This window comes from Streptomyces sp. SP18BB07, assembly GCF_036322545.1.
Lineage (GTDB): Bacteria > Actinomycetota > Actinomycetes > Streptomycetales > Streptomycetaceae > Streptomyces > Streptomyces deccanensis.
Window position 1 is genome coordinate 14158 of sequence record NZ_JAQYWT010000324.1, and the last position, 16930, is coordinate 31087.

Genomic DNA, 16930 nt, shown 5'->3' on the forward strand with positions numbered 1-16930 from the left:
TCCGGTCAGCCGGGTGGGGGCGTCGTCGTTCTGACGGCGCCCCTACTTGTTGTTCAGATACGCCAGCACGGCCAGCACCCTGCGGTGTCCGGTGTCGCTGGTCGGCAGGCCGAGCTTCAGGAAGACATTGCCGATGTGCTTGCTGACGGCGCGTTCGGTGACGACGAGGGTCCGGGCGATGGTGGCGTTGTCGTGTCCCTCGGCCATCAGTGCCAGCACCTCGCGTTCGCGCGGGGTGAGCGCGTCCAGCGGTGAGTCCCTGCGGCGGGTGAGCAGTTCGGTCACCACCTCCGGGTCGAGCGCGGTGCCGCCGGCCACGACCCGGTCGAGGGCGTCCAGGAACTCGTCCACCCGGCCGACCCGGTCCTTGAGCAGATAGCCGACCCCGCCCGCTCCCCCGCCGAGCAGTTCGGCGGCGTACGACTCCTCCACGTACTGCGAGAGGACCAGCACCGGGAGGCCGGGGAGCCGCCCGCGGGCCTCCAGGGCCGCGCGCAGTCCCTCGTCGCGGAAGCCGGGCGGCATCCGGACGTCCAGGACGGCGACGTCCGGGCGGTGTTCCAGCAGGGCGGGGAGGATCTCGGGGCCGCTGCCCGCGACCGCGGCCACCTCGTGTCCGGCCGAGGTCAGCAGCAGGACGAGGCCCTCTCTGAGCAGGGCGTTGTCCTCGGCGATCACCACACGCACGGCAGTCCCACCTCAGTCGCCGACCGCCGTGTGCGCGATGTCCCCGGATCGGTCGTGGATTCCGTTTCGCTCACCATACGCAGGGCAGCTCCACCGTGATCACGGTGGGCCCGCCGACGGGGCTGGTCACGGTCATGTTCCCGTCGAGCGCGGCGACCCGCCGCCGCATCCCGAGAATCCCGGATCCGTCTGTCGTGAGGGGCGGGGCGGGCGTGGCGGGTCGGGGTGACGTGGCGGGCGGGGCGGCTGAGCCGGACGTCTCCGCTCCGCCCCGGCCGTCGTCGCGCACCCGTACGTCCACGCCCCGGACCGTACGGGTGAGGTGGACCTCGGCGTGGTCGCATCCGCTGTGCTTGGCGGCGTTGGTGAGGGCTTCGGCGACGACGAAGTACGCGGCGGCCTCCACCGCGGCGGGCGGGCGCGGACCGTCGGCGTCCTCCAACCCGCTCACCTCGACGCTCACCTCCAGTCCACTGGCGGCGGCGAGGGCCCGTACGGCGCCGGCCAGGCCCCGGTCGGTGAGGATCGGGGGGTGGATGCCGCGGACGACATGGCGGAGTTCGGTCAGCGCGGCCTCGGCCTGCTCCTGGGCGTCGAGCAGCAGTCTGCGTGCGGCCTCCGGGTCACGGTCGTACGCGCGTCGGGCGAGCCCGATCCGCATGGAGAGCGCGACGAGGCGGGCCTGGGCGCCGTCGTGCAGGTCGCGTTCGATACGGCGGAGTTCGGCTCCGTGGGCGGCGATCGCGTCGGCCCGGGTCGCCGTCAGTTCCTCCACCCGTTCGGCGAGGCGGGCCCTGGGGGACGGCCGGAGGAGGGCCTCGGACCAGTCGGCGTCCAGGTCGGCCAGACGGCTGATCAGCGGCAATACGACGGCGCTGCGGCGCAGCAGTCCGCACCACACGCCGTCGACGACCAGGCCCAGCGGCCACAGCGGCACGGCGAGGAAGAAGAGGGCGCCGTAGACGTAGTACGCGAGCATCCAGCGGGCGTCGGTACGGGTGCCGGGGTCGCGGACGGCGATCCGCAGGCGTTCGCGCAGGGTGCCCTCGATGGGCTGGTAGGCCTCGGGGATCGTCCGGCCCGTCCAGGCGGCCACCTGGTGACGTTTCGCGCCCGCGATGCGGCGGATCAGGATCACGGTCTCGGGCAGCATCCAGGCACCGACCACGGCGAGGGTGGCGACGGCGGTGATCAACAACACCGTGATGAACAGGTACATCCCGAACGCCATCGCGGCGGCGACGCCCAGTTGGACCGTCCCTCGCGCGGCCCTCCGCACCGTCGTACCCATGCGGGCCAGATTAGGCGACCTGGTGCGGTGGGGGCGGTGGGGGCGGATGTGGTGGGTGGCGGCTCCCGGGTGTCCCTAGGCTCCGGGGCCGGAGCCCGTCAGGGGCAGGTGGACCGTGAAGGTCGTGGTGCCCGGCCTGCTGGTCAGGGTGATGGTGCCGCCGTGGGCGCGGACCAGGGAGTGGGCCACGGCCAGGCCCAGGCCGCTGCCGCCCCGGTCGCGGCTGCGGGCCTTGTCGACGCGGTAGAAGCGGTCGAAGACCCGTTCCTGGTCGTCGGCCGGGATCCCGGGCCCCGAGTCGGTGATCCGCACCTCGGCCGTGCCGGACTCCACGACAACGTCCAGGGCGACCTTCGTACCGGGCGGGGTGTGCACGGCCGCGTTGGTGAGGAGGTTGTCGAGGACCTGTCGGAGGCGCAAGGGGTCCAGGCGCAGCCGGACCGGGCCGGAGCCGGTCGCCACGGTCAGCGGACGGTCGGGATGGCCGGCCCGGAAGCCGTCCGCCGCCTGGCGGGCCAGCTCCACCAGGTCGGCCTCCTCCAGCCGCAGCGGTGTGTCCACGTCCGCCGCGTCGAGGCGCGCCAGCATCAGCAGGTCGTCGAGGAGGACGCCCATCCGGGCCGCCTCGGCGCGCAGCCGGGCCAGGTGCTTGTCGCGTTCCTCGGGGCTGTGCGCGGCGGCGTACTGGAAGAGGTCGGCGTAGCCGCGTACGGACATCAGCGGGGTGCGCAGTTCGTGGGAGGCGTCGGCGACGAAGCGGCGCAGGCGCTGCTCCGCCTCGGTGCGGACGGCGAGCGCGTCGTCGATGTGCTCCAGCATCGTGTTGAAGGCGGTGCGCAGCTCCTCGACCTCGAACCCGCCGTCGCGGTTGTCGTGACGCACCGGCAGCCGCGCCGAGTCCGTCAGATCGTGCGAGGTGATGGCTCGGGCGGTGTGCGCCATGTCGCTCAGCGGTTTCAGGCCGCGCCGCAGCATGCCCCGGCCGAAGACGACGAGCGCCATCAGGGCGAGGACGAAGGTGACGACCTGGATCGTGATCAGCTGGCCGACCGTGTCCTCGATGTCGTCCATCGGCGCGGCGCTGACCAGGATCACCCCGGGCTCCACCTCGCAGGCCCGCAGCCGGTACTGGCCCTGCCCCTTGAGGTGCTCGGTGCGGGTGACCTCCGTGCCCTCGACGGTCAGCGCCTTGGCCACGAGGGTGAAGTCGTCGATGTCCTTGGGCAGGTCACCGGGGTCCTCGGGCTTGCGCAGGACCGGGGTGCCGGCCGAGGTGTCGTACACCGCGTAGTACCAGCGGTAGTACTTCTTCCCCTGGAGCGTGCCGTAGTCCGCGATGCTCTTGGACTGGGCGATCTGGGCGATCTTGAGCTGTTCGTTGAGCTGCGCGGACAGATAGTCGCGCATGTACATAGTCAGCGCGCTGCCGACGACGGCGAACACGACGAGCGCCAGGGCACCGAGGCCGAGGGCCAGCCGGGTGCCGAGGCGCATACCGCGATAGCTCTGCTTGAGGCGGGCGATCACTCGGTGGCCTGCCGCAGGACGTAGCCGAATCCGCGGACGGTGTGGATGAGTGGTTCACCGGTGTCGTCGAGCTTGCGGCGCAGCCGGCTGACGACCAGTTCGACGACGTTGGAGCGGCCGCCGAAGCCGTACTCCCAGACGTGGTCGAGGATCTGCGCCTTGGTGAGGACGGTCGGGGACTTGCGCATGAGGTAGCGCAGGACCTCGTACTCGGTGGGCGTGAGGGTGAGCAGCTTGTCGCCGCGGCGGACCTCGCGGGTGTCCTCGTCCATCGACAGGTCGGCGACCTGGAGGACGGAGCGCTGGAAGGCGGGCCCGGCGCTGCGGCGCAGCACGGTGCGCAGGCGGGCCATCAGCTCCTCCACGGCGAACGGTTTGACCAGGTAGTCGTCGCCGCCCCGGGTGAGGCCGGCGACCCGGTCGGCGACGCCGTCGCGGGCGGTCAGGAACACCACGGGGACCATCGTGCCGGACCGGCGGAGCCGGTCGAGCACGCCGAAGCCGTCCAGGCCGGGCAGCATCAGGTCCAGCACCACGATGTCGGGGCGGAACTCGGCCGCCTGCCGCAGCGCCTCCTCACCGGAGTGCGCCGTGACGGCGTCCCAGCCCTCGTAGCGGGCGACGGTCGCCACCAGGTCCGCGATCGGCGGGTCGTCGTCCACCACGAGCAGTCGCACTTTTTCCACGTGCTCATACTGCGCCACCGATCGCCGTGCGCCATAGCCGCTCACAGTCCGGCGGCCCGATCGATAAATACTTGAAAGTTGTCCGACAGCAAAACGACAGCAGTCACCGGAGAAGCTCGTATCCCCCACCCGATCAAGGAGCCCTCCCCGTGACCACTGTCCAACAACCCCCCGCGGCCGTCAGCCGCTCGGGAGCGCGTCCCAAAGTGGTCGCCCGCACCGGTCTGTACGCGGTGCTGGCGGCGAACGTCGCCGTGGTGACCTTCTTCTTCGTGCAGGCCGGCTTCGCCTCGAACGCCCTCATCGTGCTGGGCCGCCTGACCGGTCTGTACGGCGCGCTGCTGATGGCGTTCCAGTTGGTGCTGGTGGCCCGGCTGCCGTGGTTCGACCGGCGCATCGGTATGGACCGGCTGACCTCGTGGCACCGCTGGACCGGCTTCTCGGTGCTGTGGATGCTGGTCGCGCACGGGGTGTTCATCACCTTCGGCTACGCGCAGTCCTCGGACCTGGACCCGCTCAGCCAGCTCGTCGACCTCGCCGAGACCGTCGAGGGCGTGCTGCGCTCGATCGTCGCGCTCGGCATCATCGCGGTGATCGGCGTGGTCTCGGCCCGCTTCGCCCGCCGCCGGCTGGCCTACGAGACCTGGCACTTCATCCACCTGTACACGTACGTCGCGGTGGTGCTGGCCTTCACGCACCAGGTCGCGGCGGGTACGTCGTTCGCCTCGTCGGAGACCGCGACGGCGTACTGGTACGTGCTGTGGGGCGTGGCCCTGGCCTCCGTGTTCATGGGCCGGCTGGTGCTCCCGCTGTGGCGCAACTGGCGTCACCAGCTCCGCGTCACCGCGGTCGTCCCCGAGGCCGACAACGTCGTCTCCATCTACATGACCGGCCGTGACCTGGACCGGATGCCCGCGCGGGCCGGCCAGTTCTTCCTGTGGCGGTTCCTGACCAGGGACCGCTGGTGGCAGGCCAACCCGTTCTCGCTGTCGGCCGCGCCCGACGGCAGCCAGCTGCGGCTGACCGCGAAGGCGGCCGGCGAGGGCTCGGCCGCCCTGCGCCACGTCAAGGTCGGCACCCGGGTCTTCGCCGAGGGCCCGTACGGCGCCTTCACCGCGATGCACCGCACCCGGCCGGAGTCCGTGCTCATCGCCGGTGGCGTCGGTGTCACCCCGATCCGGGCGCTGCTGGAGGAGATCGAGGGGCACGCGGTGGTCATCTACCGGGTCGCCACGAAGCAGGACGCGGTCCTCTACGACGAGCTGCAGCGCCTCGCCTTCGACAAGGGCGCCGAGCTGCACCTGGTCTCCGGCCCCGTCAGCCCCGATCTGCTGGCGCCGGGCGAGCTGCTGCGGATGGTGCCGGACATCGCCGACCGGGACGTGTTCCTGTGCGGGCCGCCGCCGATGATGAAGGCGGTCCTGGGCAGCCTGCGCGAGCTGGACGTGCCCAAGCCGCAGATCCACTTCGAACGCTTCAGCCTGGCCGGCTGAGGACACAGGGACACGAGGACAACACTGTGAAGCGAGCCATACCCGCCCTGGTCCTGAGCGCCGCCGCGCTGGTGCCCGTCTGGCGCTACGCCCCCTCGACCGACACGACGTCCACGACGACGACCGCCGAGCCCGCCCCGTCGGCCTCCGCGTCCACGTCGTCGGGCGCCACCGTGGTCACGGGGCCGACGATCGACACCGAGAAGGGCCCCGTCCAGGTCCAGGCGACCTTCCAGGGCGAGAAGATCACCGCCGTGAAGTTCCTCCAGCAGCCGGACCATCCGCAGACCGAGGCGGCGGTGCCGGTGCTGATCGAGGAGACCCTGACGGCACAGAGCGCCGACATCGACACCGTCTCCGGCGCCACCATCACCAGCGACGCGTACCGGGAGTCCCTCCAGGCCGCGATCGACGAGAACGAGAAGTCGGAGGCGTCGTCGGACTCGGCTTCGGGTGACTCGGAGGCCACGAAGGAGAACGCGAGCCGGACCGTCGCGGGCCCGACCGTCGGCACCTCCAAGGGCGACGTCCAGGTCCAGGTGACCTTCGAGGGCGACGAGATCACGGCCGTGGAGATGCTGAAGCAGCCGAACCACCCGCAGACCGAGGCCGCCGTCCCGGTGCTGATCAAGGAGACCCTGACGGCACAGAGCGCCGACATCGACACCGTCTCCGGCGCCACCATCACCAGCGACGGCTACCGGGAGTCCCTCCAGGCCGCGATCGACGCGAAGGCCTGATCCGATGCGCCGCGTCGAACACATCATGGGGTTCCCGATCTCGCTGCTGATCGAGGACGAGGAGGCCACCGCCGAGGCCGCGGAGCCGGCGTTCGCGTGGCTGCGCGAGGTCGACGCGCGGTTCAGCCCGTTCCGCGCCGACAGCGAGGTGTCGCGGCTGGACCGGGGCGAGCTGGCACCGGAGGAGATCAGCCGGGACCTCGCCGAGGTGCTGGCTCTCTGCGAGGAGTACCGGGTGGCGTCGGGCGGCGCGTTCGACGTACGGCTGCCGGGGCGTGGGCTCGACCCCTGCGCCATGGTGAAGGGGTGGGCCGTGCAGCGCGCGGCGGAGCTGCTGACGGGGCTGGGCGCGAAGCGGCTGTGCCTCAACGCGGGTGGTGACGTGGCGGCGACGGGCGGGCCGTGGCGGGTGGGGGTGCGGCATCCGGAGCGGGCCGACCGGCTCTGCGCGGTTCTGTCGGTCACGGACGGCGCGGTCGCCACGTCCGCCCGTTACGAGCGCGGCGACCACATCCTCGACGGCCGCACCGGCCGACCGGCGACGGGTCTGCTCAGCCTCACGGTGGTGGCCCCGTCCCTCACCGAGGCCGACGCGACGGCGACGGCCGCGTTCGCGATGGGTGCGGAGGGTGTGGAGTGGGCCGCGTCGCGGGAGGGCTGCGAGGTCTTCGCGGTCGACGCCCGCGAACGGGTCTTCCGCACGCCGGGGTTGCCGGTGGCGGCGTAGGGGTGCGGCGTGAGGGCGCCGCATGGCTCGGGGGTGCGGTGTGAGGGCGCCTCATGGCTCGGGGGTGCGGGTCGTTCGGCGACTGCGGGTGGTACGTGGCTGATCGCGCAGTTCCCCGCGCCCCTGAAGGGGCCTGCGGCCCCCATCACCCGCCGCACCACCCCCACCGCCCCCACCACTTGCGGGCAATCGTGCCGCTGGGGCGATGGGGGCACCTCCCGCTCGAGCGAAGCCGAGAGTGGGGGAGGGTGGGCGCAGGCGGCACCCTGTCAGCGCCGGTAAGCGCCCCCACCCCCGCCCGAGCAAGGCCACCGGGCGCCCCGCTACTCCCGGCCCACCGAAATCCCGTTGCGGCCCCCGCCCCCGCCCCCGACAGTGACCCCATGACCACGACGCACCCCACCCCCCTCCCACCGGGCCTGACCGTGCGCCCGGCGACGCTCGACGACGCGGAGGCGGTGTGCGCGCTGCTCAACGAGATCGACCTGCTGGAGATCGGCCGCGCCGAGACCGAACTCGTCGAGGTGCAGGCCGATCTGAAGCATCCGGAGGCGGACCTGGAGCGCGACTCCTGGCTGCTCTTCGACGGGGACCGCCTCGTGGCGTACGGCCTGCAGTGGGACGAGTCCGGCGGCGAACGCATCGACATGGACCACTACACGCTGCCGGACCAACCGCTGGGGGCGCTGCACCTGTTCGACCTGATGGAGGCACGGGCGGCGGAGCGCGCGGCGGCCAACGGTGCCGACCGGGCCGTGGTGCACATGCACCTCAACATCACGCCCACGATGGACCTGGACGCGTTGCGCGGACGCGGCTGGCGCACGGTCCGCCGCTACAACGTCATGACCCGCCCCCTGTCCCCCGCCGAGCCCCTGCCGGCGCTCCCGCCCGGTGTCACCCTGCGTGCCTGTGCCACCGAGGAGGACCGCAGGAAGGCCTACGCCCTGCTGCAGACGGCCTTCGCCGACCACTTCGACTTCCAGCCGCGTACCTACGAGCAGTGGCTGGACGACATCGACGCCGAGAACGTCGACTGGTCGCTGGTCTGGATCGCGCACGTCGACGGCCTCGGTGACGTGGCGGCCCTGCGGTCCCGCAACGACCGTTCCGCCGCGGCCTGGATCAGCAGCATCGGTGTCCTGCGCGAGGCCCGCGGCCGCGGCCTCGGCAGCCTGCTGCTCCGCCACACCTTCGGTCACTACGCGGCCCTGGGCCGCGACCGCGTCAGCCTCGGCGTCGACACCGACAACAGCACCGGCGCCCTCGCCCTCTACGAACGGCACGGTATGAAGCGGGACTTCGCGGTCGACACGTGGGAATTGATACGCCCCGTCCGGTAGGCACCGGTACCCGAGCCCCCGTTCTCCTTCGAGGACGGGGGCTCTTCGTTCGACCTGTCGGACATTGTTCGAAACCTCTTGACGCCTCACCACACGTCGATTGACACTCTCGCAACACGACGTCACATGGCCGAAACAGCGGGACACCCGGGGCGAGGGTTCCCGCCCTTTCTCGACCCCGTTCCCCTTGTCTTCCCGTCACTCCTCGCCCCCCTTCCTCTGTCGTGCTCTCAGCAGGGATACTCCACATGACGTACATCGCACGTCTGCGCGGCCGCGCGAGACGCTGGGCGGGTCCGCTCGCCGGGCTCACCGCCGCGTCGCTGCTCCTGGGCCTCGCCGGGCCCGCCGCGCCGGCCGCCGCGGACGACGCCGACCTCACCGACGGCCTGGCCCTCTGGTACAAGCTCGACGCAGCCTCCGGCACCACGGTCACCGACGCCTCCGGCAACGGCCGCGACGGCACGGTGAACGGCACCGCCGGCTGGACGGGCAACGGCCAGGGCCTCGCCTTCAACGGTTCGGACACCTACGTCAAGGTGCCGAACGACGTCATGAAGGGCATGGACTCGATCAGCGTCTCCATGGACGTGCTGATGGACGAGTCGCAGACCGGGCCGTACTTCATCTACGGCTTCGGCAACACCACCAACGGCGCGGGCAACGGCTACCTCTTCGCCACCGGCAACTCCCTGCGCACGGCCATCGCGTCGGGCAACTGGTCGACCGAGCAGAACACCCGGCCCTCCGACTCGCACAACCTGACCCGTTCGGTGTGGAAGCAGCTCACCTACACCCAGACCGGCACCACGGGCGTGCTGTACGAGGACGGCGTGGAGGTCGGCCGCAACACCTCGGTCACCACCACCCCGGGGTCCATCGGCTCGGGCACCACGACCGCCAACTACATAGGCAAGTCGGTCTACACCAGCGACAAGCTCTTCAAGGGCAAGATCCGTGACTTCCGGGTCTACAACCGTGCCCTCGCGGGCTCCGAGGTCGAGCAGCTCTCGCTCCCCATCGCCGCGGAGGGCGTCGCCGCCGACAAGGCCGCCCTCACCCTGGGCGACACCAGCGCGGTGACCGCCGACCTGGACCTGCCGAAGACCGGCACGGCCGGCGGCTCGACCATCACCTGGGCGAGCGACAACACGGACGTGGTCTCGAACTCCGGCGCGGTGACCCGCCCCGCCGCCGGTCAGCCGGACGGCCACGCCACGCTGACGGCGACCCTGAAGAAGGGCCCCGCGAGCGCCACCAAGACCTTCGAGGTCACGGTCCTCCCCGCCTTCGACGACACGACCGCCGTCACACAGGCCGCCGAGGCACTGACCGTGCACAACCTCGACGACGCACGCGGCAACCTGACGCTCCCGACGTCCGGCGACTTCGCCACGAAGGTGTCCTGGTCCTCCGCGAACACGGCCGTCGTCACCGACGACGGGGTGGTCCACCGTCCCGCGCACGGCGACGGCGCCACCACCGTGGAGCTGACCGCGACCGTCACCAAGGGCGACGCGAAGAAGACCCGCGTCTTCACCGCGAAGGTGCCGGAACTGCCGAAGAAGGAAGCCCTCAAGGGCTATATGTTCAGCTACTTCACCGGCGAGGGCACCTCGGACGGCGAGCAGCTCTACGCGGCCCTCAGCAAGGGCAACGACCCGTTGAAGTGGCGTGAGTTGAACGACGGCAAGCCCGTCCTGACGTCCACGCTCGGTGAGAAGGGTCTGCGCGACCCGTTCATCATCCGCTCCCCCGAGGGCGACAAGTTCTACCAGATCGCCACGGACCTTCGGATCTACGGCAACGGCGACTGGGACGCCTCCCAGCGCACCGGCAGCAAGTCCATCATGGTCTGGGAGTCGACCGACCTGGTGAACTGGACGAACCAGCGCCTGGTGAAGGTCTCCCCCGACTCGGCCGGCAACACCTGGGCCCCGGAGGCGTACTACGACGAGGAGCTCGGCGAGTACGTGGTGTTCTGGGCGTCGAAGCTGTACGACAACGAGGCCCACTCCGGCGACACGTACAACCGCATGATGTACGCGACGACCCGTGACTTCTACACCTTCAGCGAGCCCAAGGTCTGGATCGACCGCGGCTACTCGGTCATCGACTCCACGGTCATCCGGCACGACGGCGAGTACTTCCGCCTCTCCAAGGACGAGCGGAACAACAGCTCCTCCACCCCCAACAGCAAGTTCATCTTCGAGGAGAAGAGCGACACGCTGCGCAACCTCTCCTGGACCGCCGTCGCCGAGGGCATCGGCAAGGGTGAGATGAGCGCGGCGGAGGGCCCGTTGGTGTTCAAGTCGAACACCGAGGAGAAGTGGTACGCGTTCCTCGACGAGTTCGGCGGGCGCGGCTACATCCCCTTCGAGACGACCGACCTGGCCTCCGGCGTGTGGACCCCGTCCACCGGCTACGACCTGCCGTCCAAGCCCCGCCACGGCACAGTGCTCCCGGTCACCCAGGCCGAGTACGACCGGCTGCTGCAGACCTACCAGCCGGACCAGATCATCACCGACGTCGAGGACGTCAAGGTCGAGACGCGCATCGGTGACGCCCCGGTCCTGCCGGCCACCGTCATCGCCGAGTCGGCGGACGGCGTGAAGCGGCCCGTCGCGGTCACCTGGGAGGCCGTGGACGCGTCGCAGTACGCGCAGGCCGGCACCTTCACGGTGAAGGGCGACATCGCCAGCGACTCGGCGATCGAGGTCACGGCGGAGGTCACGGTCTCCGCCGAGGGCCCGGACGTCCCCGCCGACCTGCTCCTGCACTACGACTTCGACGAGACCGGCGGCAGCATCGCCCGCGACTCCAGCGGCCACGGCTACCACGGCACCTACGTCCGTACGCCCGACTTCGGGACCGGCGTGGACGGCGGCTCGTTCAAGATGTCCGGCGGCAACAGCGGCTCCAGCTCGCCGTACGTCAAGATCCCGAACGGGGTCCTGAAGGACACGAACAGCGTCACCGTCTCCACGTACGTGAAGTGGAAGGGCGGCGACAACTTCCAGTGGCTGTTCGGGCTCGGCCCGGACAGCAACAAGTACCTGTTCGCCACTCCGTCCAACGGCGGCGGCAAGCTGTTCTCCGCGATCACCAAGGCCACCTGGTCCGGTGAGAAGCAGATGCTCGGCGGCTCCCAGCTCACCCCGGGCGAGTGGAAGCACCTCACCGTCACGGTGAACGGCGCGACCGAGACGGCGGTCCTCTACCTGGACGGCGCCGAGGTCGCCCGCGTCGGCGGGGTCACCGTCAAGCCGTCCGACCTGTACGACTCGGCGAAGGACCACTCCGGCTACATCGGCAAGTCGCTCTACTCCCCCGACCCGTACTTCGGCGGCGAGGTCGACGACTTCCGGATCTACAACCGGGCCCTGACGCCCGCCGAGGTCCTGGAGCTGGGCGGCAACACCACCGGGATCGCCGCGGCGACCCACCCGGCGCTCAAGACCGACGCGATCATCACCGACAAGGACAGCAAGGTCGTCCTGCCGCTGGCCCCGGGCAGTGATGTCACCGCCCTGGCACCGGAGTTCACCCTCGCCCACGGCGCGACCATCAGCCCCGCCTCCGGCACCCTGCGCGACTTCAGCAAGCCGGTCACGTACGAGGTCACGGGCTCGGACGGGGAGAAGCGCACCTGGACCGTCTCGGCGGTGGTCATGAAGAGCCCGGTCCTCCCCGGTCTCAACGCCGACCCGAACGTCGTCCGCTTCGGTGACACCTTCTACATCTACCCGACCACCGACGGCTTCGAGGGCTGGAGCGGTACGCAGTTCAAGGCGTACTCCTCCAAGGACCTGGTCAACTGGACCGACCACGGCGTCATCCTGGACCTCGGTCCGGACGTCTCCTGGGCGGACAGCAGGGCCTGGGCGCCGGCGATGGAGGAGCGGAACGGCAAGTACTACTTCTACTTCTGCGCCGACGCGAACATCGGTGTCGCGGTCTCCGACTCGCCCACCGGTCCGTTCAAGGACGCGCTCGGCAAGCCGCTGCTGAAGGCCGGCGACCACCGGGGGCAGATGATCGACCCGGCGGTCTTCACCGACGACGACGGCACCTCGTACCTCTACTGGGGCAACGGCCGGGCGTACGTGGTCCCGCTCAACGACGACATGGTCTCCTTCGACGCCTCGAAGGTCACCGACATCACCCCGAGCGGCTACAACGAGGGCACCTTCGTCATCAAGCGCAAGGGCACCTACTACTTCATGTGGTCGGAGAACGACACACGTGACGAGAACTACCGGGTCGCCTACGCCACCGGCTCCTCGCCCACCGGTCCCTGGACCAAGCAGGGCGTGATCCTGGAGAAGGACCTCTCGCTCGGTGTGAAGGGCCCCGGCCACCACTCGGTGGTCCACGTCCCGAACACCGACGACTGGTACATCGTCTACCACCGCTTCGCCATCCCCGGCGGTGACGGCACGCACCGCGAAACCACCATCGACAAGCTGGAGTTCGACGCCGACGGCCTGCTGAAGAAGGTCGTCCCGACCCTGGAGAGCATCGACCCGGTCACCATCGCCCGGGCCGGCGCGGACGCCTCCGGCAAGGAAGGCGCCAAGATCCAGCTGAACGGCACGGTCTCCGGCGCGGGCACCGCCCAGTGGACGATCGGCAACGACGTGCCCTGCGTGTTCGCCGACGCCAAGTCCGCGAAGACCACGGTCACCTGCGCCGACAACGGCACGTACACGCTCACCCTGACCGGCGGCCGCAGCTCCGACACGGCGACCGTGACCGTCACCAACGCGGCCCCGAAGATCACCTCCGCGACCGGCCCGAAGTCTCCGGTGGCGGTGGGCAAGGTCACCTCGGTCACGGCGAAGTTCACCGACCCGGGCACCCGCGACACCCACACCTGCAAGGTCGACTGGAAGGACGGCACCCAGCCCACCGCCGGCAAGATCGGCGCCGGCGTCTGCAAGGCCGAGCACACCTACCGCAAGGCCGGCATCTTCCGCCCGGTGATCACCGTCACCGACGACGACGGCGCCTCGGCGAGCAGCACGCTGCCCGAGCTGATCGTCTACGACCGGGCGGCCGGTTCCGCGACCGGAAAGGGCAGCTTCACCTCGCCGGCCGGTGCGTTCCCGGCGAGCCCGAAGCTGACCGGCACGGCGGCCTTCTCCTTCAGCGCCAAGTACGGCAAGGGTGACACCCGGCCGACCGGCAAGGCCGCGCTCGACTTCGCCAAGGCCAAGCTGAAGTTCCGCTCCACCGGCTCCGACTGGCTGGTGGTCACCGGCTCGAAGTCGGTCTACCAGGGCTCCGGCACGGTGGGCGGCAAGACCGGCTACGCGTTCCGCATCACGGCCACGGACGGACCGGACACCTTCAAGATCAAGATCTGGAAGAAGTCCTCGGGCGCGGTGGTCTACGAGAACAAGTCGGCCGCGAAGACGAAGGGGGTCGTGGTCGGCCGTAAGTAGCCCCCGAGCAACGCCGACACCTTGACCGAGCCGCGTCCGGATTTTCCGGGCGCGGCTCGGTTTTTTTGGGGGGGCTATCGGTGGATGGTCTCGCGCGGGCCGGTGGGGCTTCTCGCGCAGTTCCCCGCGCCCCTAAAAGACCAGACCCCTGCGGGCCTGAAAAACCACGGCCCCGCAGGTCTGAAAGGCGAGGGTGGCGGGCTTGAAAAGCACGGGGCGCAGCCCCTGCTTTTCAGGGGCGCGGGGAACTGCGCGAGAAGCCCCACGCACCCGCGGCCCGCGACGTACGGGAATCCCCCCACCCCCAGAACGTTGAACCCCATATGCGCCTCTCCGTCCTCGACCGCTCCCGCACCCGCGAACACCACTCCGCCCCCGAGGCCCTACGGGACACCGTCCACCTCGCCCAGGACATGGAACGGCTCGGATTCCACCGCTTCTGGGTGTCGGAACACCACGGCGTGCCGGGCGTGGCCGGCTCCGCCCCCACCGTCCTGGCCGCCGCCGTCGCCGCCGCCACCCGCACCATCCGCGTGGGCACCGGAGGGGTCATGCTCCCCAACCACCGCCCCCTGATCGTCGCGGAGCAGTTCGGCGTCCTGGAGTCCCTGTTCCCGGGCCGGATCGACATGGGCCTCGGCCGCTCCGTCGGCTTCACGGACGGCGTACGGCGGGCGCTGGGCCGGGACAAGGACGATGCCGACGACTTCGCGGGCCAGTTGGACGAGCTGCTCTCCTGGTTCCGGGGCACCTCCCCGACCGGCGTGCACGCCCGCCCGCCGGAGGGCCTGACCGTCCCCCCGTTCGTGCTCGCGATGGGCGAGGGCGCCGAGATCGCCGCGCGGGCGGGCCTGCCGATGGTGATCGGCGACCTCCGCGACCGCGAGCGGATGCGGCACGGCATCGACCGCTACCGCGCGGCCTTCCGGCCGTCCGTGTGGGCCGAGGAGCCGTACGTCGTCGTCTCCGGCACGATCGCCGTCGCCGGCACCCCGGAGGAGGCGCGCCGGATCCTGCTCCCCGAGGCATGGGCCATGGCCCACTCCCGCACGCACGGCACGTTCCCGCCGCTCGCCCCGGCGGAGGAGGTCGAGAGGCGGACGATGACGGCCAGGGAGCGCGGCTTCTACGAGGCCGGGCTGGCCGGCCAGGTGTACGGCACCGAGGAGCAGGTGGCGTACGAACTGGAGTCGCTGATCAAGGAGACGGGCGCCCAGGAGGTCCTGGTCACGACGAGCACGTACGACCGTGCGGCGCTGCTGGACTCCTACACGAGGCTCGCCCGGATCGCGGGGCTCGGCTGAGCCGACCGGCACCCGTCCAACGCTTCGGGCGCGTGTTCGACCATGGCCGCCACGTCGATCACCGCCGTCTGCGCGGCCCTCGCCAGCGCCCGTCGGTCGACGTGACCGGCCGGGCCGATGACGGGCCGTACGTCCACCTCGGCGACGACGCCGCGTGCCGTCACCACCCGCCACACGGAGGCGAGCAGCGAGTCGTCCCCGACGTAGGCGGGCGTGGTGCTCGCCCCGCCCTCGGTGAACCGGTAGCGGACGCGGACCGGCTGCACGGGCACGTCGGCGTCCAGCGCGGCCTGGAACACGGCCCGCCGGAAGCGGCCCTGGGCCCGGCCGCACCAGGTGCTCCCCTCGGGGAAGGCGACGACGGCCGCACCGCCGCGCAGGGAATCGGCGATGCGGGTGACCGTGTCCGGCAATGCCCGGATCCGGTCGCGCTCGATGAACAGCACTCCGCTCCGCGCCACGAGAGCGCCCGCCACGGGCCACCGCCGTATGTCCGCCTTGGCGAGCATCCGCGCCGGACGCACCGCGCCGAGCAGCGGTATGTCCAGCCAGGAGACGTGGTTGGCGACGAGCAGCAGCCCGCCGTCGGGCGGGGCGCTGCCGGAGATCCGTACCCGGACACCGGACGCCCGTACGACCGCCCGGCACCACAGACGTACGACCCCGGCCTGAACCCGCAGTCCGACGGTGCTCACCAGCACTCCGACGAGGACCAGGGCCACGACCGCCGCGAACCGGGCGACGGCCCGGGGCGCGGCGGCGATCGACGCCCCGGTCTCCACACAGGCCTGCGGGCTGCAGGGCGCGCTCGGCAGCCAGACGCTCATCGGGTCACGCCGCCGGTACGAGGGAGAGGAAGTGGCGCAGGTAGCGGGTGTTGATCCGGCGCATCGACAGCAGCACGTACATGTCCGCGACGCCGAAGTCCGGGTCGTGCGCGGGCTCGCCGCAGACCCAGGCGCCGAGCCGCAGATATCCGCGCAGCAGCGGCGGCAGTTCCGTACGGCCGGCCGGGGCCTCGGTCTTGGGGACCCAGGGCAGCAGCGGCCGTACCCGGAACTCCTCCGGCGCCAGGTTCCTGGCCCGCACCCGGTCCCAGGTGCCCGCGGCGAGGGCCCCGCCGTCGGCGAGCGGGATGGAGCAGCAGCCGGCCAGCCACTCGTGGCCGCCCTGGACCATGTAGCGGGCGATCCCGGCCCAGATCAGGCTGATGACCGCGCCGTCGCGGTGGTCGGGGTGCACGCAGGACCGGCCGACCTCCACCAGCGAGGGGCGGATCGCGTCGAGCGGGCCGAGGTCGAACTCGCCCTCCGAGTACAGCCGCCCGGCGACCGCGGCCCGCTCGGGCGGCAGCAGCCGGTAGGTGCCGACGACCTGTCCGGTCAGGGTGTCCCGGACGAGCAGGTGGTCGCAGTAGGCGTCGAAGGGGTCGACGTCCAGCCCCGGCTGCGGCGACGCCAGCAGGGCGCCCATCTCCCCGGCGAACACTTCGTGGCGCAGCCGCTGGGCGGCGCGGACGTCCTCCTCGCTGCGGGCCAGGGTGACGGTGTAGCGGGTGGGGGCCGTCGACTGGGGCGGGCTGTCGAGGGTGGAGGCGGTCATGTCATCTCCTGGTCACGGGCCGACTCGGCGGCGTCAGGGGCGGACCTGGGGACGTGCGGTCCGCCGCCCTAGTTCTTCCGACG

The 16930-nt window shown here is 71.1% G+C and carries 12 protein-coding genes; 6 read left to right on the forward strand and 6 right to left on the reverse strand.

From position 1 onward, the window contains the following. Positions 1-42: 42 nt before the first annotated feature. The 4 genes from PUR53_RS23950 to PUR53_RS23965 form a co-directional block, all read right to left on the reverse strand. Positions 43-687, reverse strand: a complete 645-nt coding sequence (locus PUR53_RS23950) for a response regulator transcription factor (RefSeq protein ID WP_329909612.1) — start codon at positions 685-687, stop codon at positions 43-45. A gap of 70 nt (positions 688-757) precedes the next feature. Then, entirely contained in the window at positions 758-1978 is a 1221-nt protein-coding gene (locus PUR53_RS23955) for a sensor histidine kinase (RefSeq protein WP_329909613.1), read from the reverse strand. A gap of 75 nt (positions 1979-2053) precedes the next feature. Continuing rightward, complete coding sequence (locus PUR53_RS23960) at positions 2054-3505, reverse strand: sensor histidine kinase (protein WP_329896256.1); 1452 nt, start codon at positions 3503-3505, stop codon at positions 2054-2056. Continuing rightward, positions 3502-4191, reverse strand: coding sequence for a response regulator transcription factor (locus PUR53_RS23965; protein ID WP_239759086.1), 690 nt, complete (start codon positions 4189-4191; stop codon positions 3502-3504). Before PUR53_RS23965 ends, PUR53_RS23960 begins: the two co-directional genes overlap by 4 nt. 149 nt (positions 4192-4340) lie before the next feature. On the opposite strand from PUR53_RS23965, the gene PUR53_RS23970 reads away from it, so the two are divergent. The 6 genes from PUR53_RS23970 (at position 4341) to PUR53_RS23995 (ending at position 15245) form a co-directional block, all read left to right on the forward strand. Continuing rightward, positions 4341-5684, forward strand: a complete 1344-nt coding sequence (locus PUR53_RS23970; protein WP_329896257.1) for a ferredoxin reductase family protein — start codon at positions 4341-4343, stop codon at positions 5682-5684. A gap of 26 nt (positions 5685-5710) precedes the next feature. Further along, complete coding sequence (locus tag PUR53_RS23975; RefSeq protein ID WP_329909614.1) at positions 5711-6424, forward strand: FMN-binding protein; 714 nt, start codon at positions 5711-5713, stop codon at positions 6422-6424. A gap of 4 nt (positions 6425-6428) precedes the next feature. Further along, the gene (locus PUR53_RS23980) at positions 6429-7151 is read left to right on the forward strand and encodes an FAD:protein FMN transferase (protein ID WP_329896259.1); all 723 of its coding nucleotides are present in this window, start codon (positions 6429-6431) and stop codon (positions 7149-7151) included. Positions 7152-7534: 383 nt separating this feature from the next. Then, positions 7535-8494: a GNAT family N-acetyltransferase gene (locus PUR53_RS23985; protein WP_329909615.1), complete on the forward strand. Its 960-nt coding sequence runs from the start codon at positions 7535-7537 to the stop codon at positions 8492-8494. 248 nt (positions 8495-8742) lie between these two features. Next, complete coding sequence (locus PUR53_RS23990) at positions 8743-13941, forward strand: family 43 glycosylhydrolase (protein WP_329909616.1); 5199 nt, start codon at positions 8743-8745, stop codon at positions 13939-13941. Positions 13942-14264: 323 nt separating this feature from the next. Beyond that, positions 14265-15245, forward strand: a complete 981-nt coding sequence (locus PUR53_RS23995) for an LLM class flavin-dependent oxidoreductase (protein WP_329909617.1) — start codon at positions 14265-14267, stop codon at positions 15243-15245. Here PUR53_RS23995 and PUR53_RS24000 read toward each other — a convergent pair. Both PUR53_RS24000 and PUR53_RS24005 read right to left on the reverse strand, forming a co-directional pair. Beyond that, positions 15209-16072: a lysophospholipid acyltransferase family protein gene (locus PUR53_RS24000; RefSeq protein ID WP_329909618.1), complete on the reverse strand. Its 864-nt coding sequence runs from the start codon at positions 16070-16072 to the stop codon at positions 15209-15211. The two genes, PUR53_RS23995 and PUR53_RS24000, sit on opposite strands and share 37 nt — an antisense overlap. Positions 16073-16076: 4 nt before the next feature. Then, positions 16077-16847, reverse strand: a complete 771-nt coding sequence (locus tag PUR53_RS24005; protein ID WP_329896264.1) for a GNAT family N-acetyltransferase — start codon at positions 16845-16847, stop codon at positions 16077-16079. Between the last annotated feature and the right edge of the window lie 83 nt (positions 16848-16930).